This is a genomic window from Sphingobium sp., assembly GCF_033795625.1.
Classification (GTDB): domain Bacteria; phylum Pseudomonadota; class Alphaproteobacteria; order Sphingomonadales; family Sphingomonadaceae; genus Sphingobium.
In genome coordinates, this window is sequence record NZ_JARYGI010000007.1 from 1 (window position 1) to 25,555 (window position 25,555).

Genomic DNA, 25,555 nt, shown 5'->3' on the forward strand with positions numbered 1-25,555 from the left:
TCGCCGACCCGCAGCGCCAAGGCAGCGAAGCGGTTCCTGGGCAAGGCCCTGCGAGGCCTGAAGCACTGGGAAAAGCCTGCCACGCTCAATACCGACAAAGCGCCGAGCTATGGTGCAGCGATCACCGAATTGAAGCGCGAAGGAAAGCTGGACCGGGAGACGGCCCACCGGCAGGTGAAGTATCTCAATAACGTGATCGAGGCCGATCACGGAAAGCTCAAGATACTGATCAAGCCGGTGCGCGGTTTCAAATCGATCCCCACGGCCTATGCCACGATCAAGGGATTCGAAGTCATGCGAGCCCTGCGCAAAGGACAGGCTCGCCCCTGGTGCCTGCAGCCCGGCATCAGGGGCGAGGTGCGCCTTGTGGAGAGAGCTTTTGGCATTGGGCCCTCGGCGCTGACGGAGGCCATGGGCATGCTCAACCACCATTTCGCAGCAGCCGCCTGATCGGCGCAGAGCGACAGCCTACCTCTGACTGCCGCCAATCTTTGCAACAGAGCCAGCGCGCCGATAGCCGATGTGCCCGCCTTCATGCCTACGACGAAGGCCAAGGCAAACACACCTAGCGGCGCTATCCAGAGCACCCAGCTGACGATCTCCAGCATCGCCTGTTCGATGGCGCCGAACAGCCCCGTGATCCGGTCACGCGCTTGTGGCTCAAGCCGCGTTACCGCAATCGCGAACAGCGTGGCAAAGAGTATCAGGGGCAGCATCGCGTCGCTGGCAGCGGCGGCTATCGGGTTGGTCGGCACGACCGTCTTGAGGAAATCGGCAAGATTTGGCGCCGCGCCGACATCGGGTTTCGCCTGTCCTAATGCCACATTCAATGCAGCGGCCGCCTCGGCAGGCATCGGCCACATCTTCAACAAGGCAGGGACCAGGAACGCCGCGATCAGGGTGACGAGCCACAACAGGCCGACGAACAGCAGGACCGACCGCAACGCCAGCTTGCCGCCCCGCGCACTATCGGCGGTACGCCCAATGCCGGTGATCAGCAGCGACACAACCAACGGCACGACCGTCATGCGCAGGGCATCGAGCCACAGATTGCCGACAGGCTCGGCAATGGCCGCGGCAGTATTCCACCCCATCCGCGCGCCCAATATGCCAACAGCGATGCCGATGATCAAAGCAAGGAGGATGCGGGCGGTCTGCGACATGAACCGAAAGTGTACCAGGTGACGCCAATTAGCGAAAGCCAGCTTGCCGATATGTCGCTCCGTAACGACCTGCCAGTATCGACCGCGCACAGCGCCTTTGCGCTATGGCTTGGCAAACGCCGCTTGGCTGGATTACCTTCGCTCCAGGTTGTGCGTTACGCCACATGCCTTGCCGGAGTGACTGATGGCCGCACCAGACCTTTCGCTGCTTTTGAAACGCCGCTTCGCGCCTTTGTTCGTGGTTCAGTTTCTGGGTGCGTTCAATGACAACCTGCTGAAGTTCGCGCTGCTGTTCCTCGCCAATTTCAGCCTTTACGCCGCCGAACCGGACAAGGCGAAATTGCTGGCGACCATTGCAACCGGCCTCTTCATCCTACCCTACTTCCTATTCTCCGCGCTCGCTGGCCAACTCGCCGACGCATGGGACAAAGCCAAGTTGGTCCGCATCGTCAAGACCGCCGAAGTCGGCATCATGAGCCTTGCGCTCGGCGGCTTCTGGCTGCAGTCGGTGCCCATGCTGCTGGGGTCACTGTTCCTGATGGGGCTGCACTCCACGATCTTCGGGCCCGTCAAGTTCTCGATCCTGCCCCAGCATCTGCACAAGAACGAGATCATGGGCGGTACGGGCCTGATCGAAGCGGGTACTTTCCTCGCCATATTGGGCGGCCAATTGCTGGCGGGAATCATTCCCACCATGACGGCGGGATTCGTTGCGATCGGCATCGCTTTGCTCGGTTTCGTCGCGAGCCTCTTCGTCCCTTCGGCACCCTCCGCCGCCGAAGGGCTGAAGATCGAACGCAACATACTCAAAAGCACCTGGACGATCCTCAAAGCTGCGCGGCATGGGCGGATGGTCTGGTTTTCGATCCTCGGCATAAGCTGGTTCTTTGCGGTCGGAGCGATACTTCTGGCGGAATTTGCGCCGCTGGTGAGCGGCGTGCTGGGTGCGAGGCAGGAAGTCGCCACGCTGTTCCTGCTGATCTTCTCGCTCAGCGTCGCATTCGGCTCGCTGCTGGTGAACAGGCTGCTGCGGGGCCAGGTCTCCGCCCGGTATGTGCCCATTGCGGCGCTGGCGCTTGCCGGGTGCATGATAGATCTTTGGCTCTCGACCAGCGCCTATCGCATAGTCTCGCCCGGTGCCGGCATCCGGGAATTCGTCGAGACCCCCGGCAGTTGGCGGATAATGGCCGACCTGTTCGGCATCGCTTTTGCTGGCGGTATGTTCATCGTGCCGCTCTACGCCATTCTCCAAACGCACAGCCCGGTGGAAGAGCGGTCGCGCACGATAGCGGCGAACAACATTACAAACGCCGCGATCACCGTGGCAGTCGTGGGCGTCGTGAGCCTCATGCTGGCCGGGGGCGAAACCGTGCCCGGCATCATAGGCGTGCTGGGCTTCGCTACGCTGATGGGTGCGCTGATCTCCTGCTGGGTTTTGCCAGATGCAGCCTTCGCATTTGGGAAAACCAGGCCACGCCCAAGGCCGGGCGGCTAATCGCAGGTCGGACGAGTGCAAATGCTTTGTTAACCACGTTCTAATACAAAGTTTCTCGACAACCGGGGAATGTGAACATGGCCGACACGCAAGATGGTTTCGCAATGGTATGCCGCAGGATGCAGAGCTTGATGCGTGAAAAGCCCGCATCGATCCGCCGTTCACCCACGCCGCCCCTCGATGACCTGATCCAGAGGCTCGAAATGATCTTTGCGGAGCAACGCGCAGCATAGGTTCCGGCGCGTTACTCCAACCCTTTTTACACTTAATTCGATCTTAACCATGTTCCGTCATTCCCCTTCTCAAAGATCGTAGCGGCTTCGCATCAAGACGGGCGCGCTCAGACAAGAGAAGGTCGGTAAGGGCATGACACATAAGTCCAGGATTTTGCGCAGCGCTGCCATCATAGCGTTGTCGCTTCCCTTTTTGCTGCAGGGGGCGGCGCTGTCCGCTGCCGATGTGGCAGGGCCTCAGCCCGATGGGACACCGGTCGCCGCGCTGAACGCGCCTACCCTCGCCGAGGCCGCAACCGCTGAGACGCCCCCAATCTCGGCCTTGAACGATCCCTATGCCATAGGACCCGACGGCAAGATCCCGCCGCTGCCCACCGACTCCGCGGCAACCGCGCAAGCCGCCCGCGAAAATCTCGAACCGCCGCCGGGCGCAACGGAATCCCTGCGCGACGCCATTGTCGAAGCGCTCAAGGGCAACCCTGAAATACAGATCGCCCTCGCGCGCCAGGACGACGCGAAGTACGGCGTGGACGAAGCACGCTCGGGCTATCTTCCGCATCTCGACGCGACCGTCGCGCTGGGCGGCGAACTCAACCAGCCGCAGATCGGCGCGGACTCGACACTCCGGCGGAGTGAAGGCGTCGTCACGCTCAGCCAGAATGTCTGGGATTTCGGCACCACGATCAACGACATCAAGCGCGCCCGCGCCACCTACCGCAGCGCCCAGTGGGCCACGCGCGAGCGGATCGAGGCGATCGCCTATGACATTGCTACTGCCTATCTTGCCCTGCTCCAGCAGCAGAAGCTGGTCGACCTGTCCAATCAGGAGATTGCGGCGAACGAGAAGATCGTGAAGATCGTCACGATCCAGAACGATCTGGGCCTTACCACCTCCGCCGACATCAGCCGGGCAAAGGCGCGGCTCGACAATGTGCGCGCAACATTGCTCGACCGGACCAGCGCCCTCCAGCAGGCACGCGAATCCTATCGTCGCCTGACGAACCATCTTCCCGGCCTTGCCATCGACCTGCCCTCACCCGCCGCCGCCCTGCCTGTTTCGGCCGATGCCGCGGTGGGTCTGATCGACGAGCGCAGTCCCCGAATGGCGCAGGCCGTACAGGATCGCCGCTCCCTCGATCGCCAGCGCGCCAGCCAGACCGGCACCTTCTTTCCCCGCCTCGCCTTTCAGGCGCAGGGCAACTGGCGGGACGATGTCCAGGGCCGCACCGGCACCAATCGCGATGCGCGGGCGATGCTGACCGTCACCTACAATTTCTTCAATGGCGGCGCGGATATTGCCGTGCGCAATCGCATCGCCGCACGGTTGCGCGAAGCCGACTACGAACTGGATCGCCGCCGCCGTGAAGTCGAGCAGGACATCCGCATCGATTTCAACGCACTTGAGGCGGCGCGCGGCAAGATAGTCACCATCGAATCGGAAATTGCATCCGCGCAGAAGGTGGTCGATCTCTACGCCCAGCAATTCCGCGAAGGTCGCCGCACCGTGTTCGACTTGCTCGACAGCCAGCAGATCCTGTTCAACGCCCGCGCCAATCAGGTCGCGAACATGACGGCCAAGACCGCCACCGAATTCCGTGTGCTCCAGAAGCTCGGCGGATTGTTCGATCTCGTCAGCGGCGGCGAGCCTCTGCCCCCGCTGGTGGTGCCTGCACCGGGCACGGCCAAGTAACAGTAAATTTCGCGTTTACCATATCTAAACCTGCCAGCGGATACGCTGTTCCGGAACATGTAGGGACTTCGCGGAATGGCGAGAATCAAAGGTAGTTCGGGTAAAGGCGGAAAGGACGCGGCGATCAAGACGCCCGTGGCCCATGCTGTCAGCGACGCCGCTGGCGATGCTGCCGATATCGATGTCAGCGCCGGGCAGGTCGACACCAACTACGGAGACGCAAAGGTCGTCCAGCTCAGCGACGACGGCCGTGCCATACTGGAGCGCTTCTACGGCGCGTTCAAAGCAGAGATCATCGACGTCGATGTCGTCCTGTTGTTCGAGGACGGCACCAAGATCATCATACCCGGCATGGCGCTTGCGGTCTTCTCCGGCCGCAATCCGCAGCTGATATTCAAGGACAAGACCGTCGCCGCCGAAGCCGCCGTCGATGGCGTCGGCGAAATCAAGGAACAGGTGTCGCCGGTCAAGTTCGGCCTCTCGTCCTCCTCCGCGAATGACGAGCAGGACAAGAAAGCCAGTGGCGACAAGGCAGCCGAAGGAACCGGCATCCAGCCGCTGGATTCAGCCAGGAGCCAGGCCAATGCCGCGGCGCAGGAGGAGAACCAGCATCGTTCGGACGAGGACGCCAAGCGCCTCACCCAGAAGATCAGCAGCACGCCCTCCAGTTCCAGCGCACCTTCCAGCCCTCCGTCCGCTCGCTCCATCGAGCCCGCGCCTGATGATGCCATTGGCCCGGCAGGGATCGGCAAGCTGGTTCCAAAGCTCACCTTCACGCTGTTCAACCAGGAGGGCGTCTCTACCGCCGCCGAAGCCGGCGCGACGGTCGTCCGCGGATCGACTGGCGGGGCGGGATCATCCAAGGACGCGAGCTACAGCGCGCAGTCTTCGGTAGAACGCGTCAGCGGCACCTCGGGCGACGACACGATCTTCGCCGACAATCCCAATGTCGTGCCATCGGGCACATCGCTGCGCGTGCTGCATGTCGAGGCGATGGTTCCCGCCAAGAACCTGCAACTGCTGTCGATCCTGATCCCTTCGCTTCCGGCGGGCTATTCCATCGCCAATGCAACTCAGACCGACAAGGGCTGGCTCGTCACCGTGGACGAGGGCAAGATCACCAAGATCACGACGATGGTCGATGCGCAGGGCAAGACCGTCAACGTGCCCACCAGCCAGTCGCATTTCTCCTTTGATATCCAACTCGTCTACAATCTGCCTGCCGATGGCAAGGCTGCGGCGTCCAGCGGCTTTCAGGACGAATTTTTCCTGCCGGTCCAGCTCGGCCTGTCGACCGACGGCAAGAACAGCTCCAACAGCGTCGAAGTCTCCACCCATTTCGGCATCAAGATCGTCAACAGCGCGTCCGACATGGTCGTCACCGATCCCGTCACCGGCGATCCGGTCAATGTGCTGTTTTCCAACCCGCCCGGTACCATCGTCACGGCTGGCGACGGTAATGACAAGATCGTGGCGGGCGCGGGCGAAGACCAGATCGACGGCGGCGCAGGCTTTGATGTCGTCAGCTACGCGCAGTCCAATGTCGGCGTGCAGGCCGATCTCGCCACGGGCAAGGGCGCTGGCGGCTACGCACGCGGGGACAGCTATTCAGGCGTCGAAGGGCTGACCGGATCGGCATATGCTGACCAGCTGACCGGAAACGCAGGCGACAACAGGCTGGACGGCGGCGCAGGCGCGGACAGGCTCGACGGCGGCGCAGGGTTCGACACCGTCGATTACTCCAGGGCGCTGAGCGGCACCGAAGGCCCCGGCGTCGAAATCCATCTTGACGGCACCGTCTCGCATGGCGGCGAGGCCGAAGGCGACACCCTGACCAGCATCGAGCATGTCATCGGCACGGCGCGCGGCGACACGCTGATCGGCAGCAATGCGGACGAGCATCTTGAAGGCAGCGCAGGCAATGACGTGCTCCGGGGCGGCGGGGGCGCCGATCGTCTGGACGGTGGCACGGGCTTCGACGTCGCGGATTATTCCGGCGGCACGGAAGGCGTAGCCGTTTCGCTTGACGGCACGCCCGGTGTCGGCGGCGACGCGCAAGGCGACATCCTCGCCAACATCGAAGGGCTGACCGGCAGCGCCTTCGCCGATCGGCTTACCGGCGACGCTGGCGATAACACGCTGAAGGGCGGCGCAGGCGCAGACATCATCGACGGCGGCGCAGGGACCGACTCCGTCGATTTCAGCGACAGCGCGGTTGGCGTCACCGTCTATCTCGACGGACATGCAGGATCAGGCGGCGACGCGGAAGGCGACCGCTATACCAGCATCGAAAACCTGACTGGCTCGACCGAGGCGGACCATCTCGTCGGCGGTGCAGGCGCGGAAACCCTGCGCGGCGGCCTGGGCGACGATGTGCTGGAAGGCGGCGCGGGCGCGGACACGCTGGATGGCGGCGACGGCTTCGACATTGCCAGCTACGATGGTTCGGCAACCGGCGTGCGCGTGGCGCTGGACGGATCGACGCTGGATGGCGGGGATCCCGTAGGCGACCGCTTCGTCAGCATCGAGGGGTTGGAAGGCTCGCGCTTCGACGACACGCTGATCGGCACGTCCGGGGCGGACACCCTGATTGGCAATAACGGCGACGATACGCTGCTGGGCCTTGGCGGCGCGGACATTCTGGACGGCGGCGCGGGCACCGATACGGTGGATTATAGCCTATCGCGCTTTGCGGTGACGGTGCGTCTCGACGGCGGCATTTCCGAAGGCGGCGATGCCGATGGCGATGTGCTCCGCAATGTCGAGCGCGTGATCGGCTCTACGCTCGACGACCGCCTGATCGGTGGCGCAGGCGACGACCGGCTGGAAGGCCGCGGGGGCGACGATATGCTCTCAGGCGGCGCTGGCGCGGATATCCTGCTGGGCGGCGAAGGCAACGATACCGCCGACTATAGCGGCTCCGCCAGCGGCGTTACCGTTGCCCTAGACGGTTCCACCGGGATCGGCGGCGATGCGCAGGGCGACACACTTTCGGGTATCGAGCGGCTGGTCGGCTCCGACCATGCCGACCGCCTGACCGGCGACGATCGGGACAATGTGCTGAAGGGCGGCCTTGGCGACGATATTCTCGTCGGCGGCGCAGGCGCGGACCAGTTGCAAGGTGGCGATGGCCTCGACACCGTGGATTATTCGGCTGCGCAGGGCGCTGTCACGGTCCGGCTGGACGGGAATGCCTCCTCCGGCGATGTGGCCGAGGGCGACCGGATCTCCGGCGTCGAACGCGTGCTGGGCAGCGCCTATGCCGACACGCTGATCGGCGATAGCGGCGACAACATCCTTTATGGTCAAAGCGGTGACGACACGCTGCGCGGCGGGCAAGGGGCCGATCATCTAGTCGGCGGCGCAGGCAGCGACACTGCCGACTACAGCGACTCCGCAACCGGCGTGACCGCCAGCCTCGCCACGGGCACCGCCACCGGCGGCACGGCACAGGGCGACAGCTTCGATGGCATCGAAAACCTGTCTGGGTCCGACCATGACGATGTGCTGAGCGGCGACGCGGGCGTCAATCGCCTGTCGGGCGGCCTTGGCAACGATATACTGAGTGGCGGCGCAGGCGCGGACATCCTCCAAGGCGGCGTCGGCTTCGACATCGCGGATTACGCTGGTTCGGCGGCCGGCGTACGCATTGCCCTCGACGGATCGCTCGGCAGCGGCGGCGATGCGGCAGGTGACAGCCTGATCGACATCGAAGGCGTGAATGGCTCTGTTTTCGCCGACGAACTCACCGGCAACGACAATGCCAACCGCCTGTCGGGCGGCGCAGGCGACGACGTGCTGCGCGGCGGCCTCGGCAGCGACGAGCTGATCGGCGGCGCGGGCTTCGACACGGCCGACTACTCGCAATCGTCCTCCAACATCATCGTGTCCAATGACGGGGCCATCGGCCTTGGCGGAGACGCGCAGGGCGACCGGCTCTCGCAGATCGAACATATCATCGGCTCGGCCTTCGACGACCGGATCACTGGCAGCACCGGCAGCGACACGCTGGACGGCGGCCAGGGAAACGACATGCTGCAGGGTGGCGGCGGGGCCGATGCTCTGGACGGCGGCGCGGGAACCGACATCGCCGACTACAGCCTTTCCAACGCCGCTATCGTCGCGGGCCTGGACGGGCGCGTCAATATGGGCGGCGACGCGGCGGGCGACAGCTTCCTCAATGTGGAAGGCCTTTCCGGCTCCGCCTTTGCCGATACTCTCTATGGTTCGGGTGATGACGACATATTGCGCGGCCAGGGCGGCAACGACCGGCTGAGCGGCCTCGCGGGCGCGGACGTGCTGGACGGCGGCACGGGCTTCGACACCGCAGACTACAGCGATTCCGACGCGGGCGTCGCGATCAACCTCGGCACCGGCAACGCATCGGGCGGCCACGCGGCGGGCGACATGCTGACTAGCATCGAAGCCGTGGTCGGCTCGGGCTTCAACGACAGCCTGATCGGCGGCGACGGCGCGGACAGCCTGACGGGCGGCGCGGGCGACGATACGCTGGCGGGTCGTGCAGGCGCGGACATTCTGGATGGCGACGCAGGCTTCGACATTGCCGACTATTCGGCCAGCGCCAGCGGCATCACGCTCACGCTCGACGGCAGCGTCGGACAGGGCGGCGACGCTGCGGGCGATACGGTTCTCAACATCGAAATGATCCTGGGCTCAGAATATGCCGACACCATCACGGGCGTCGGTGCCGATGAAGTGCTGGAAGGCGGCGGCGGTGCCGACCGGCTCTCCGGCGATGGCGGCCAGGATTTGCTGATCGGCGGCAGCGGCGACGACACGCTGCTGGGCGGCGCAGGCGGCGATACGCTTCAGGGCGGCGAAGGCAACGACCTGCTGAACGGCGGTGCAGGTGCCGATATCGTCGACGGCGGACTGGGCATCGACACGGCCGATTACTCCGACTCTGCCGCTGGCGTGACGATCACGCTGGATGGATCGACCGGCATCGGCGGCGACGCGGAAGGAGACGTCCTGTCCAGCATCGAAGTCGTCATAGGCTCCACCTTCGATGACGTGCTGACCGGACGCAGCGGCGCGGACCAGCTCGAAGGCGGCGCGGGCAACGACACCCTGCGCGGCGGCGCGAATACCGACACGCTCATTGGCGGCGATGGCGACGATTTCATCGAGGGCGGCGCAGGCGGCGACACGATCGACGGTGGCGCAGGACGAGACACAGCCGACTACAGTGCTTCGGGCGCGGGCGTCAGCGTTTCACTCGACGGCTCGACCGGCCTCGGCGGCCACGCGACCGGCGACGTGCTGTCCTCCATCGAACGCGTCATCGGTACGGCTTTTGCCGACACCCTGACCGGCGGCGCGGCGGATGAAGACCTGATCGGCGGCGGCGGCGACGATCGCCTGGAAGGGCGCGCAGGCGCGGACCTTCTGGACGGCGGCGCGGGCGCCGATACGGCGGACTATAGCGGCTCGGCACTTGGCGTGATCGTTGACCTGCTGACCGGCACCGGCACTGGCGGCGACGCGGAAGGAGATCAGCTCGTCTCCATCGAGAAGCTTGTCGGTTCCTCCGGCGCGGACACCCTGCGTGGCGCGGCCAGTGACGACGACATCTCCGGCGGCGCGGGCGACGACGTGCTCGTCGGGCGCGACGGTGCCGATACGCTCTCGGGCGGCGCGGGCAATGATACGCTGGAAGGCGGCGCGGGCGCTGACTTTCTCGACGGCGGTAGCGGCTTCGATACGGTAAGCTACGCCTCCTCACTTGTCGCGATCTCCGCTGGGCTGGACGGCAGCACCGGCACCGGCGGCGACGCGCAGGGCGACGTGATGACCGGCATCGAACGGCTGGTCGGATCGGACTTCAACGACACCCTAACCGGCGGCTTGCAGAACGACGAACTCGTCGGCGGCGCAGGCAACGACATCATCAGCGGCGCGGCAGGCAACGACACGCTACGCGGCGGCGATGGCGACGATACGCTGAATGGCGGCGCGGGCGCGGACGTGATCGACGGCGGCGCGGGAGCCGACACCGTGGATTATTCGACCTCCAGCGTGGCCGTCACCATCAACCTGGACGGCTCGGCCAGTTCGGGTGGCGATGCGACCGGCGACCAGTTGATCGGGATCGAGAATGTCACTGGCTCCAGCTTCGACGACACGCTGAACGGCAGCACTGCCGACGAGCGACTGACCGGCGGCGCGGGCGACGACATCATCACCGGCGGCGCGGGCAGCGACATCCTGATCGGCAGCAGCGGCGACGACCTGCTGGACGGTGGCGCAGGTGCGGACGAGCTTATCGGAGGCTCCGGCATCGACACCGCCAGCTATGCCAGCGCGACCGCAGGCGTGGCGGTTTCGCTGGACGGATCGCTCGGCACTGGCGGCGATGGCGCGGGCGACAGCCTGTCCGGCATCGAAATTCTCGAAGGCTCGGCTTTCGGCGACGTTCTGGGCGGCGGCGCGGGCGGTGACACCGTGCGCGGCGGCGCAGGCGACGATCGCATCTTGGGCAGCACCGGCGCGGATATCGTGGACGGCGGCGCGGGCTTCGATACCGTGGACTACACCGCGTCGGCCAGTGCGATAAACGTCACACTGGACGGATCGCTCGGCATCGGCGGCGATGCGTCCGGCGACCAGCTCATCAGCATCGAAGGCGTGATCGGCTCGACTCTGGACGACGTCATCACCGGCAGCAACGTGGCGGACGTTCTGGACGGCGGCGCAGGCAACGACACAGTCACGGGCGGCGGCGGCGACGATGACCTGCGCGGCGGCGCGGGTAATGACTTGCTGGACGGCGGCGCGGGCGCGGACCGGATCGACGGCGGCGGCGGCATCGATACCGTCGATTATTCGACGTCCACGTCCGGCGTCTCAGTATCCGTGGACGGTTCGACCTCGACGGGTGGCGCTGCGGAAGGCGACCAGCTTAGCAATGTCGAAAACCTGATCGGTTCGGACTTCGACGACATCTTGCTGGGCACTGCCGCTGGCGACACGCTGACCGGCGGCGCGGGCGACGATCGCCTGGGCGGCCGCGGCGGCGCGGATCGCCTGATCGGTGGCGCGGGTTTCGATACGGCAGATTACTCCGATGCGTCTGCAGGCATCGCTGTGTCCTTGGCAACGGGCACCGGCACGCAAGGTGACGCGGCGGGCGACACACTCAGCAGCATCGAACGGATCGTAGGCTCGGCCTTTGCCGACACCCTTGCCGGATCCTCGGCAGCGGACGTCATCGAAGGCGGCGCGGGCGACGACAGCATCACGGGCGCAGGCGGCGACGATACGCTGCTGGGCGGCGCGGGTAACGACACGATCGACGGCGGCGCAGGTGCGGACAGCATAGACGGCGGCACCGGCACCGACACGATCGACTACAGCGTGTCCGGTACAGGCGTCACGGTGAACCTGAATGGCGCTTCCAGCGTCGGCGGGCTTGCCGAAGGCGACCTGCTCAGCAACATCGAAGTGGTCTCGGGCTCCGCCTTCGCCGACACCTTGAACGGCAGCGCCGCTGACGAGCAACTGCACGGAAATGCAGGCGACGATATCCTGCGCGGTGGCGCAGGCGCCGACCTTCTGGATGGCGGCGCGGGCACCGACACGGCGGACTTTTCACTGGCGGGCGCTGGCGTGACCCTGAACCTCACTGCCGGCGGCACGGGCGGCGATGCGGCAGGCGATAGCTTCGCAAGCATCGAAATCGTCGAAGGCAGCGGCTTTGCCGACACCATCGGCGGCTCGGCCAATGCCGACGAACTGCACGGCAATGCAGGCGACGACGTGCTTCAGGGCGGCGCCGGTAACGACAGCCTCTCGGGCGGAACCGGCGACGACATACTGAACGGCGGCGCAGGCGCGGACGCCTTGTCGGGGGGCGCGGGCAGCGACACGGCGGACTATTCGACCTCGACCGGCGCGATCACCATCAATCTGGACGGTTCGCTGTCCGCGGGCGGCGACGCGCAGGGCGATACCCTGTCCTCCATCGAGAACGTCATCGGCTCAAGCCTTGACGACACGATCACCGGCACGAGCCAGAACGAAACCTTGGACGGCGGCGCAGGCAACGACATCCTGCGCGGCAATGCAGGCTCCGACACTTTGATCGGTGGCTTGGGCGACGATCTTCTGCTGGGCGGCGCAGGCGCGGATACGCTGATCGGCGGCTCCGGCTTCGATACCACCAGCTATGCGGGCTCCAGCGCAGGCGTGAACGTGCGCCTGGATGGCGGCCCCAGCACTGGCGGCGATGCCGAAGGCGACGTGCTCTCGGGCATCGAAGGCGTCACTGGTTCAGGGCAGGGCGACGTTATCATCGGCGGCAATGCCGACGACGTACTGGACGGCGCAGCGGGCGACGACAGCGTCACCGGCGGCGCGGGCAATGACATTCTGACGGGCGGCACCGGCGACGATATCCTGGCAGGCGGCCTGGGTGCAGACAGCATCGATGGCGGCAGCGGCACCGACACGGTCAGCTACGCCGATGCGGCGTCGGGTGTGGCCATCGGCCTGTCGGGCGCGGCAGGCACGGCCGGCGAGGCACTGGGTGATACGCTTGCCAATGTCGAGCGGCTCGTCGGTTCGGCCTTTGCCGACACATTGGGCGGCGGCGCAGGCGCTGAAACCCTGTTCGGCGGCGCGGGCGACGACATATTGCTGGGCAGCGCTGGCGCGGACACGCTGGATGGCGAAGGCGGCACCGACACTATCGACTACAGCGCCTCGGGTTCGGCGGTCACGGCCTATCTGGACGGCCGTGCGGGCAGCGGTGGCGACGCGGCGGGCGACGTGCTGCTGAATGTCGAACGGCTCGTCGGTTCCGCCAATGGCGACACCCTGATCGGCGGATCGCTGGCGGACAGCATCGACGGCGGCGCAGGCGACGACCGCCTCGAAGGCGCTGGCGGCAATGACAGCCTGGGCGGCGGCGCAGGCAATGACATCATCGTCGGCGGCGACGGCGCGGATCAGATCGACGGCGGCACGGGCACCGATACCGCAAGCTATGTCGACTCCACCTCGGCCGTCAGCATCGGCCTGGATGGCAGCGCGGGCACAGGCGGTACCGCACAGGGCGACACGCTGACCGGGATCGAAATCCTGCTCGGCTCCGACTTCGACGACACGCTGGGCGGCGGTGCAGGCGCAGAGACCCTGCGCGGGGCGCTGGGCGACGACGTGCTACGCGGTAGCGCGGGTGCGGATATACTGGACGGCGGCGTCGACACGGATACGGCCGATTACTCGGCCTCGGCGCAGGGCGTGACTGTCGGCCTCGACGGCAGCACCGGCATAGGCGGGGATGCAGCTGGCGATACGCTGACCGGCATCGAACGCATCGTGGGCTCGGCCAATGCCGACCGCCTGATCGGCGGCAATGACAGCGAAACGCTGGACGGCGGCGCAGGCAACGACGTGCTGACCGGCAGCCTTGGCAACGATACGCTGATTGGCGGCGCAGGTACGGACACGGCGGACTACTCCGCATCGAGCGCAGGCGTCACCGTGGCCCTCGACGGCAGCTTCGGCTCCAGCGGCGACGCATCGGGCGACCGGCTGGTCCAGATCGAGCGCATTGTCGGCTCGAACCAGGCGGACAGCCTCTCCGGTTCCATCGGCAGCGACATATTGGAAGGTGGCGCGGGCGACGACGTGTTGAGCGGCGGCGCTGGCAATGACAGCCTGCTCGGCGGCTCCGGCAATGACAGCATGGACGGCGGCGCAGGCGCAGACGCATTCGACGGCGGCAGCGGCGTCGACACCGTCAGCTTCGCAAATTCGGCCGGCGGCGTAACCATCGACCTGCTTAACGGCACCGGGACTGGCGGCGACGCGCAGGGCGACAGTTTTGTCAACATCGAACGCATCATCGGGTCCGACTTCGACGACAGCGTGACCGGATCGACCGGCGACGAGACAATCGAGGGCGGCGCAGGCGTGGACACCCTGTCCGGCGGCGCAGGCGCGGACATCATCGATGGCGGCACTGGCGACGACATCCTGTCGGGTGGCATTGGCGCGGACACGCTGGACGGCGGCGCAGGCTTCGACACCGCAGACTATTCCACTTCAGCAACAGGCATCCAGGTCATCCTCGACGGATCGAGCGCGTCGGGCGGCGATGCGGCAGGCGACACGCTGGTCCGCATCGAGCGCATCGTCGGCTCGGCCTTTGACGACATCATCACTGGCGGCTCCGCGGGCGAAACGCTGGAGGGCGCTGGCGGCAACGATACGCTTACCGGCAATGGCGGCGGCGACACGCTGCTTGGCGGTGCGGGCAACGACATACTTTCGGGTGGAGCGGGCGCGGACGTGCTGGACGGCGGCGCGGGCACAGATACGGCCGACTACAGCACGTCCACAACGGGCGTTACGGTCGTGCTGGACGGATCGACGGGCATCGGCGGCGATGCGCAGGGCGACAGCTATGTCAGCATCGAACGCGTGCTGGGCTCCGGCGATAGCGACGTGCTGACGGGCGGCGCTGGCGCAGACATACTCTCCGGCCAGGCAGGCGACGATATCATTTCCGGCGCTGCGGGCAATGACACCCTCCTCGGCGGATCGGGCGACGATATGCTGACCGGCGGCGCAGGCGCGGACAGCATCGACGGCGGCAACGGCCTCGACACCGTCAGCTACGCCGGGTCGGCACAGGGCGTCACGGCGTCCCTGGCAGGTACGATCGGCACAGGCGGTGACGCTGCCGGTGACGTGATCACCAATGCGGAAATCCTCGAAGGCTCGGCCTTTGCCGACAGCCTCTCCGGCCGCATCGGCGCGGACACGCTGCTCGGCGGCGCGGGCAACGACATCGTGTTCGGCAGCGCAGGCGCGGACACACTGGACGGCGGCGCAGGCACCGACACCGCCGACTATTCGGCATCGACGGCTGCCGTCACCGTCAACCTCGACGGCTCGGTTTCGCTGGGCGGCGACGCCGCTGGCGACACCCTCACCGATATCGAACGCGTCATCGGTTCGCTCAACGACGACACGCTGAACGGCACCAGTGCCGCCGACACGCTGGAAGGCAATGCAGGCGCGGACATATTGAACGGCGGCGCAGGTAATGACAGCCTGCTCGGCGGGGCAGGCGACGACCTGCTGCTCGGCGGAACCGGCGCGGACACGCTGGACGGCGGCGCGGGCACCGACACGGTCAGCTATGCAAGCTCCGCAAGCGCCGTGAACGTCGGCCTCGATGGCGGCGCGCAGACCGGCGGCGAAGCGGCAGGCGACACGCTCGCCAATGTAGAGCGGCTGATCGGCTCGGCCTTCGCCGACACGCTGCGCGGCGGCGCGGCGGCGGAAAGCATCAATGGCGGCGCAGGCGACGACACGATCCTGGGATCTGCAGGCGCAGACACGCTGGACGGCAATAGCGGCTTCGACACCGTGGACTATTCGGCCTCGGCCGCAGGCGTGACGATCGGCCTTGGCGGCGCGGCGGGCATTGGCGGCGATGCGGCAGGCGATCAGCTCATTTCGGTCGAGCGAATCATCGGTTCGGCCCAAAACGACGTGCTGACCGGCGCGACCGCCGACGACACGCTGATCGGCGGCGCGGGCGCGGACATCATCTCGGGCGGCTTTGGCAGCGACACACTGCAGGGCGGCACCGGAGACGACATACTGACCGGCGGCGCAGGCAGCGACGCGATCGACGGCGGCGCAGGCACCGACACGGCGGACTATTCCGCATCGGTCGGCGCAGTGACCGTCAATCTCGACGACCTCGCCAGCAGCGGCGGCGACGCCGATGGCGACATGCTGACCAGCATCGAGCGCGTGCTGGGCTCGGCGCAATCCGACATCATTCGCGGTGGCGCGGCCGACGAACAGCTTTATGGCAATGCCGGCGACGACATCCTCGTCGGCGGCGGGGGCGCGGATCGTCTCGAAGGCGGCGCAGGCACCGACACAGCCGATTATGCGGGAGCGACCGGCGGCGTTGCCGTGGCCCTGGACGGCACGGCAGGCACCGGCGGAGACGCAACGGGTGACACGCTCTTCACCATCGAACGCCTGCTCGGCTCGGCCTTCGACGATACGCTCGGCGGATCGGCCAATGGCGACGAACTGGCGGGCGGCGCGGGCGCGGACACGATTTCGGGCGGCGCAGGCGACGATATTCTCGCTGGCGGCTCGGGCGATGACACGCTGATCGGCGGCGCGGGCGCGGACCAGTTCGACGGCGGCATCGGCTTCGACACGGCAAGCTATGCAGGCGCTCTCGGCGCAGTCACTGTCTATCTCGACGGCACATCGGGCAGCCGCAACGATGCGGCAGGCGACATCCTCGTCAATATCGAGCAGTTGATCGGCTCTGCATTCGACGATCGCATGTTCGGCGGCAATGGCGCGGAAACCCTGCTGGGTGGCCTTGGCGCAGACCTGCTCCAGGGCGGCGGCGGCGACGACACCCTGCGCGGCGAAGCAGGCGACGATACGCTGGCGGGCGGCCTCGGCGCGGACATCATCGACGGCGGCGCGGGAACCGACATCGCGACCTATGCCACGTCATTGGCAGGCGTGACGCTTTACATGGACGGCACCGTCTCGGTCGGCGGTGATGCGGAGGGCGATGTCCTTACCGGCATCGAGTCCGTTATCGGCTCCAGCCAGGCTGACAACATCTATGGCTCCACCAGCGGCGATCTGGTCGATGGCGGCACGGGCGACGACATTCTCTACAGCAGTGCAGGCGCGGACATCCTGACCGGCGGCAGCGGCTTCGACATGGTGGATTATTCCAACAATGCGGTGGCCGTGACTGTGTACATGGACGGCACGGCATCGACCGGCGGCTTTGCTGCAGGCGACGTGCTGAACGGCGTAGAGCAGGTCATCGGCACCAGCCAGAACGACAGCATCACCGGCTCCGCCAATGCCGACACCATCCTCGGTGGTGCAGGCGATGACGTACTCACGGGCGCGGCTGGCAACGACAGCCTCTCCGGCGGCACCGGCGACGACACATTGGTCGGCGGCGCAGGCGCGGACAGCCTCGACGGCGGCGCGGGCACTGACACCGCAAGCTACGCCGCAGCCGCTGCAGGCGTGATCGTGCGCATGGATGGCGTCGCCAGCAGTGGCGGCGACGCCCTGGGCGACACGCTGACCAATATCGAGCGCGTTATCGGATCGGCCTATGGCGACACGATCGCCGGCAGCGCGGGCAATGACCGCATCGAAGGCGGCGCGGGCGACGATGTGCTTCAAGGCAATAGCGGCATCGACCAACTGTTCGGCGACGACGGCAATGACACGCTTTCGGGCGGCGCAGGTGCGGACGCGCTGGATGGCGGCGCAGGCACCGACATAGCGGACTATTCCGCATCGGCCACAGGCGTCACTGCCTATCTCGACGGCACCGCAGGCATTGGCGGCGACGCGAATGGCGACACCCTCGTCAACATCGAAACCCTACGCGGCTCGGCCAATGCCGATACTCTTTACGGCAGCACAGGTGCCGACAGCCTGATCGGCAATTCCGGCGACGACACGCTGATCGGCGGCGCGGGAGCCGACGCGCTAACGGGCGGCGACGGCTTCGACACGGCAAATTATTCGGCATCGGCCGCCGCCGTCGCCATCAACCTTGCGACAGGTACCGGAACGGGCGGCGACGCACAGGGCGACACGCTCTCCACGATCGAGCGAGTCGTCGGATCGGCCAATAACGACACTCTGACAGGTTCGGCCAATGCCGATAGCCTTGTTGGCGGCGCGGGCGACGACGCCCTCGACGGCGGTGCCGGCGGCGACACATTGGACGGCGGATCGGGCGACGATACGCTCGTCGGCGGTCAGGGCAGCGATACGCTGGACGGTGGCATCGGCACCGACACGGCGGACTACTCCGCGTCGACGGCGGCAGTCACCGTCTACAATAACGGCATCGACCAGGGCGCTGGCGGCAGCGCCACCGGCGACACCCTCCTCAACATCGAACGGATCATCGGCTCCACATTCGGCGACACGCTGATCGGCGGCGCGAACGCGGACATATTGATCGGCCAGGACGGCAATGACGTGATCGAAGGCGGCGCAGGCGCCGACGCCATCGACGGCGGCAACGGCACCGACACGGCTTCCTACGAACATGCCACCAGCGGCGTCACCGTCAGCCTCGCCACCAACAGCGGCACTGGCGGCGAAGCCAATGGCGACACCCTCGTCTCCATCGAACGTCTGCTGGGTTCGGACTATGCCGACACGCTGGCAGGCGGCGCATCGGCGGAAACGCTGGACGGCGGCGCAGGGGACGACGTGCTGATCGGCAGTGCAGGCGCGGATACGCTGACCGGCGGCGCAGGCTTCGACCGAGTCAGCTACGCCGCTGCGGCGGCCGGAGTAACCGTGAATCTCGATGGTTCCTCCGGCAGCGGCGACATTGCCGCTGGCGACCGCCTGACCGGCGTGGAGTCCGTCATTGGATCAGCCTTCGCCGATACGATCACCGGCACCTTCTCCGACGACACGCTGCTTGGCGGCGATGGCGATGACGTAGTGTCGGGCGGCACCGGCGTCGACATACTGATGGGCGAAGGCGGCAACGACACGCTACGCGGCGACGGCGGCGCAGACCAGATGGATGGCGGCGCGGGCATCGATACCGTCAGCTACAGCACCTCCAGCTCGGCAGTCATCATCGACCTTACCCAGGGCACGGCGTCCGGCGGCGACGCGGCGGGCGACACCTTTGCCAATGTCGAGCGCTTCGTCGGATCCCGCCTTGGCGACATCCTGATCGGCGGCGCGGGCGCAGACAATTTCGACGGCTTCGATGGCGACGACTTGCTGCGCGGCGAAGCGGGTGACGATGTGCTGGCGGGCGGCATCGGCGACGATACGCTGATCGGTGGCGCAGGCGCTGACGCGCTGACGGGCGGCAGCGGCATCGACACCGCCGACTACTCGGCGTCGGCTTCGGCGGTCACGATCCGCATGGCAGCAGCATCCAGCGGCGGCGATGCCGAAGGCGACACGCTTTCCGGCATCGAGAAAGTCGTCGGCTCGGCGTTTAATGATCGTTTCGAGGGCAGCAGCGCCAACGAGGATTTCACGGGCGCGTCGGGCAACGACAGCTTCATCAACAGCGCGGGCGCGGATATCTATCGCGGCGGCGACGGCGTGGACACCGTCGATTATTCGGCGTCGCTTTCCAGCGGCATGAAGATCTATCTCGACGGCAGCTTCGGCACCGCCGGCGACGCGGCGGGCGACCAGATCTTCGACGTCGAGATCGTGATCGGTTCGGGGCAGAACGATGAGATAACGGCCAGCGCCAATGGCTCGACGATCTTGTCAGGCGCAGGCGACGACTTCCTGTTCGGCGCGAATGGCGCGGATATTCTGAACGGCGGCGAGGGCAACGACATTATCGCCAGCGGCCTCGGCGCGGATCAGCTTATCGGCGGCAACGGCACCGATACCGCCGATTATCGCAACTCCGGCGCGGCAGTCACAATCGCCAACGATGGCACTGCAGGATCGGGCGGTTGGGCCGCAGGCGACACACTGTCGGGCATAGAACGGATCGAAGGCTCGCTTGCCTATGGCGATACTCTTCGCGGCGGCACCACGGCGTCCACGGTCCTGTGGGGCTGGGGCGGCAACGACACCTTCATCAGTTTTGCACAGGCCGACACCATCGACGGCGGCACTGGCACCGATACCGTAGACTATACCGGCTCACTCGCAGGGATCACCCTGCGACTCGATGGTACGGCCTCTTCCGGCGGTAACGCAGCGGGCGACATGATACAGTCAGTCGAACGCGTCCTCGGCTCCTCCTACGCCGACACGATCTACGGCACCGGCGTCAACGAAACGCTGTTCGGCAATGACGGCGACGATACGCTGGTCGGCGGATCGGGCGCGGACACTCTCGATGGCGGCGCAGGCTTCGACACTGCCGATTATTCCTCGTCGGGCGGCATCTCCGTCCGCATGGACGGCCAGGCAGGCGTTGCAGGCGACGCAAATGGCGATATCCTTATCAACATCGAACGCGTCGTCGGGTCCGCGCTGGCTGACATCATCATCGGTTCAGACAATGCAGACACCATCCTGGGCGGCGCCGGAGACGATCTGATCGCCGCCGGCCTTGGCGCGGACACGATCGACGGCGGCGCGGACATCGACACGGTGGACTATAGCGGCTCGACGAGCGGCCTTATCGTAAACCGCAACAATGCGGCCCTCTCCACCGGCATCGCCCAGGGCGACACCTTCGTCAATGTCGAGCGTTTCACGCTGTCAGGCTCCGCCGATACCTTCGTAGCGTCCGCCAGTGCCGAAACCATAAACGGCGGCGGCGGCACAGATACGGTGGACTACAGCGTCAGCACCGCGGGGATTTCCATCAATCTGGGTAGCAACGGCGGCGGCGGCTACGCGGCCGGCGACAGCTATATCAGCATCGAGAACGCCATCGGGACGGCCTATAGCGATGTGATCATCGGCTCGGGCAGCGCTAACAACATTCAGGGCGGGGACGGCGACGACACCATTCAGGGCGGTGGCGGCGCGGACGTGATGGACGGCGGCACGGGGACCGACACCGCGAGCTATTCCAACAGCGGTGCGGGCGTCACCGTGTCGCTGCTAACCGGCTCCGGTACGGGCACCGGCACAGATGCGGCAGGCGACACCCTCACGAACTTCGAAAACCTGCAAGGCTCCAATTCTATCGATGTCCTGAGCGGCGATAACAACGCGAACATCATCTGGGGCGGGCTTGGAGGCGACACCCTCTCCGGCAATGGCGGCGCAGATACGCTGTACGGCGAAGACGGCAACGACACGCTGAACGGAGGCTCCGGCGCAGACACCATCTATGGCCAAGCCGGCAATGACACCATCGATGGCGGCAGCGGCGCGGATGTGCTGGACGGTGGCCTCGACATCAACACCCTGACCTACATCTCCGCCTCGTCGGGCGTAGCCGTGTCGCTGCTGGCGGGGACCGGTACCTTGGGCGATGCGGCGGGCGATACGCTGCTCAACTTCGTCAATCTCAATGGGTCGAATTCCGCCGATACCTTGACGGGCGATGCCGTCCAGAACGTGATCAACGGCAATAACGGCGATGACATCATCGACGGCGGCGCGGACAATGACACGCTGAACGGCGGCGTTGGCAATGACATCATCATGGGCGGCGCTGGCACGGACAAGAACGACGGCGGCGACGGCACCGACACCATCGACTACAGCCTCAGCGCCGCGGGCGTGACCGTCGATCTGGGAGGCACCGGCCAGGGTGGCGATGCGCTGGCCGACACCTATGTCTCGATCGAAAACATCACGGGCTCGGGGAATAATGATACGCTGATCGGCACCAGCGGCGTGAATGTCATCCTAGGCGGTGCGGGCAACGATCGCCTGTCCGGCTTGGCAGGCAACGACACGCTTAATGGCGGCGATGGTGACGACATGATCAGCGGCGGCGCGGGCGCGGACACGATCATCGGCGGCCTTGGCACCAACACCCTCTACTTCGGCACCGATCCCAATAATCCGGCGAATGTATCGCTGAGCACCGGCGTCACCATCTACCTCAATGGGACGACACAGGGCGTGGGCGGCGATGCGGCAGGCGACACCTACACCAATATGCAGGTCGTCTATCTCACCAACCAGAACGACACGGCTTATGGCACGAACGCGGATGAATGGTTCCGGGGCCTGGGCGGCGCCGACACCATCGACGGTGGCGCAGGGATCGATACGGCATCCTATGCAGGCGCCGGGACGGGAATCAGCATCGGCCTCGATGGCGTGGCGGGTACGCTGGGCGAAGCGGCAGGCGACCGCCTGACCAACATCGAGATCCTGGTGGGCACGAACCTGAACGATACGCTCTGGGGCAGCGCCGGCGACAACCGGATTTACGGCAACGACGGCGCGGATGTGATCCGGGGCGATGCTGGCGCGGACCTGATCGATGGCGGCAGCCAGGCAGATACCGTCGACTATTCCGCGTCGGCCAGCGCCGTCACGGTACGCCTCGACATTACTAATGGCGCTGGCGGCTCGGGCGGCGATGCGGCGGGCGACAGCTATGTCAGCATTGAGAATGTCACGGGCAGCCTGAACGCAGACATTTTGTACGGCACCAGCGGCGACAACGTGTTGAACGGCAACGATGGCAACGACTATCTGCACGGCGGCGCGGGTGCCGATCAGTTGAACGGCGGAGCGGGCATAGACACTGCCGACTATGCGGACTCAGGCAGCGCCGTCACGCTCAATCTGGACGGCACGACATCGGCGAATGGCGACGCGCAGGGCGACGTCCTGCTTTCGATAGAGGCCGCCATCGGCTCGGCGTACAACGACACCATCATCGGCTCCAACGCCAATGAGACGTTGAGCGGCGGCAATGGCAATGACGATATTCGCGGCAATGTCGGCGACGACATCCTGAATGGCGACGGTGGTAACGACACGCTGAGCGGTGGCTCCGGCGCCGACACCATCGATGGCGGCGCGGGCACCGACATTGCCACCTATGCCCTCTCGACGGCAGGCGTGGTTGCCTATCTGGATGGCGTCACGCTCGGCACCGGCGGCGAAGCCCAGGGCGATCGCCTCTCCAACATCGAAACGTTGGTAGGGTCCGACTATGACGACATGCTATACGGAACCACCGGCAGCCAGACGCTGATCGGCGGCAGCGGCAACGACATCCTTGTCGGTGGCGCAGGCGGGGACTCTCTGGACGGCGGCCTGGGCACGGACACCGTGTCCTACATCACGTCGGCGGCTGGCATCGCCGCCAGCTTCGCCAGCGGGTCGCTGGTCGTCACCGGCAGCGATGCGTCAGGCGATACGTTCACTTCCATCGAAGGCGTGGCAGGCACCAACTTCGCCGACAGCCTGAGCGGCGGAACGGTCAGTGAGCGACTGGATGGCGGCTTGGGTGACGACATCATCTACGGCAGCGTGGGTGCGGACATTCTGATCGGCGGCGGCGACACCGACACCATCGATTACAGCGCATCCAGCGCCGCGGTTTCCCTATCCCTGGCTGGCGGAGCGCAGACCGGCGGTGACGCGGCAGGCGATACGCTGAGTGGCTTTGAGATCGCCATCGGCAGCGCACATGCAGACACGATGGCAGGCAGCACCGGCGAAGACACACTCTATGGACGTGACGGCAACGATACGATCCAGGGTGGCGCGGGCGCGGACAAACTTTATGGCGAGGCTGGCAACGATACGCTGGTCGGCGGCACGGGCTCGGACACTATGGACGGCGGCGCAGGCACCGACACGGCGAGCTACGCATCGTCGGCGTCCGGCATCAGTGCCTATCTCAACGGCCAGTCGGGTTCCGGCGGCGACGCGCAGGGCGACGCCCTGACGGCAATCGAAAACCTGCTGGGTTCGGATTATGCCGATACGTTGACAGGCGATGGCAACGCGAACACGCTGGACGGTGGCCTCGGCAACGATACGCTGGTCGGCGGTGCAGGCGCGGACGTGCTGATCGGCAACACCGGCTCCGATACCGCCAGCTACGCCAACGCAAACGCAGCCGTTATCGCAAGTCTGGCCAATGCCGCTGGCAATACCGGAGATGCGGCGGGTGACAGCTACAGTGGCGTCGAAAACCTGACCGGCTCAGTGAATAACGATACGCTGACGGGCGATGGAAGCGCCAACGCGCTGGACGGCGGTAATGGCGACGACATTCTGATCGGCGGGCTCGGCTCGGATGCCCTGACGGGCGGCGCGGGCATCGATACCGCAGACTATAGCGGCGCGGGCGCAGCGGTGACCGTCTACATGAATGGCACCGCCGGAAGCGGCTCGGACGCTGCGGGCGATACGTTGAGCGGCATCGAAATCATCATCGGCTCGGCCTTTGCCGACATGCTGATCGGTGACGCGGGCGCCAACACGCTGGTCGGCGGCGATGGCAACGACATACTGGCGGGCGGGCTCGGCGCGGATACGCTGACGGGCGGCTCCGGCAACGACACGGCAAGCTATGCCAATTCTACCGCAGGCATCACAGCCAATCTCGCCAACAGCCTCGCCAATACGGGTGAAGCTACGAGCGACAGCTACAGCAGCATCGAAAGGCTGATCGGCTCGGCCTTTGCCGACATGCTGAGCGGCGACGCAGGCGCGAACACGCTGAGCGGCGGCAACGGCGACGATATCTTGTCAGGTGGCGCAGGCGGGGACGTTCTGGACGGCGGGGCCGGCAACGACACCGCCAGCTACGCGAGTGCCTCCAGCGGTGTCGTCGCCAGCCTGGCCAACAACGCGTCGAACACCGGCGATGCGGCGGGCGACAGCTACATCGCAATCGAGCATCTGACAGGCTCGGCCCAGGCCGATACGTTGATCGGCAATGGATCGGCCAATACCCTGAACGGCGGCGCGGGCAACGACACCCTGATCGGTGGCGGAGGCGCCGACATACTGACAGGCGGTGCTGACACCGACACGGCCGATTACTCGGGCTCGGCGGCGGCAGTCTTGCTCAACCTGTCCGGCGCGACCGGAACAGGCTCGGCAGGCGATGCCGCTGGCGACACTCTCAACGGAATGGAGCGTGTCACCGGCAGCAGCTTCAACGACGGCTTCACACTGAATCTGGCGCAAGCCTGGTCAGTCGATGGCGGCGCTGGCTATGACACGGTGACGCTCGCCAACAGCGGCGGCCCGGTGAACAGCGGCAGCCTGCTCAGCGTCCTCACCCATACCGAGGAAATCGACTTCGGTGGCACCGGCGTTCAGGGCAGCCTCAACATCGATGCCAATTTCATCCAGTCGATCGTCGGCAGCGGCAACACGTCGCACCTGACCGTCAACTTCGATGCCAATGACAGCCTGACCATGGACGCGTCCGCGCACTACACGCAGGCAGGCAATGAATATACGCTCTACAGCGACGCGAACATGACAACGGAAGTTGCGCGCCTCAGCGTGATCTGAGGAG

General features: G+C 65.9%; 4 protein-coding genes and 2 pseudogenes. 5 read left to right on the forward strand and 1 reads right to left on the reverse strand.

The window, feature by feature from the left end; translation table 11 throughout:
* Nucleotides 1-450, forward strand: a pseudogene (locus QHC67_RS05070) (IS6-like element IS6100 family transposase); the annotation flags it as partial.
* Nucleotides 451-557: 107 nt separating this feature from the next.
* Here the strand turns inward: QHC67_RS05070 and QHC67_RS05075 are convergent.
* Nucleotides 558-1,163: pseudogene (locus tag QHC67_RS05075) on the reverse strand (dicarboxylate/amino acid:cation symporter); the annotation flags it as partial.
* A gap of 184 nt (nt 1,164-1,347) precedes the next feature.
* On the opposite strand from QHC67_RS05075, the gene QHC67_RS05080 reads away from it, so the two are divergent.
* The 4 genes from QHC67_RS05080 (at nt 1,348) to QHC67_RS05095 (ending at nt 25,551) form a co-directional block, all read left to right on the forward strand.
* Nucleotides 1,348-2,658, forward strand: a complete 1,311-nt coding sequence (locus QHC67_RS05080; RefSeq protein WP_319291908.1) for an MFS transporter — start codon at nt 1,348-1,350, stop codon at nt 2,656-2,658.
* Between the two features lie 77 nt (nt 2,659-2,735).
* Complete coding sequence (locus QHC67_RS05085; protein WP_319291910.1) at nt 2,736-2,891, forward strand: hypothetical protein; 156 nt, start codon at nt 2,736-2,738, stop codon at nt 2,889-2,891.
* Between the two features lie 133 nt (nt 2,892-3,024).
* Nucleotides 3,025-4,581, forward strand: a complete 1,557-nt coding sequence (locus tag QHC67_RS05090; protein WP_319291913.1) for a TolC family outer membrane protein — start codon at nt 3,025-3,027, stop codon at nt 4,579-4,581.
* Between the two features lie 75 nt (nt 4,582-4,656).
* Complete coding sequence (locus QHC67_RS05095; protein WP_319291916.1) at nt 4,657-25,551, forward strand: hypothetical protein; 20,895 nt, start codon at nt 4,657-4,659, stop codon at nt 25,549-25,551.
* The last annotated feature ends 4 nt before the right edge of the window (nt 25,552-25,555 follow it).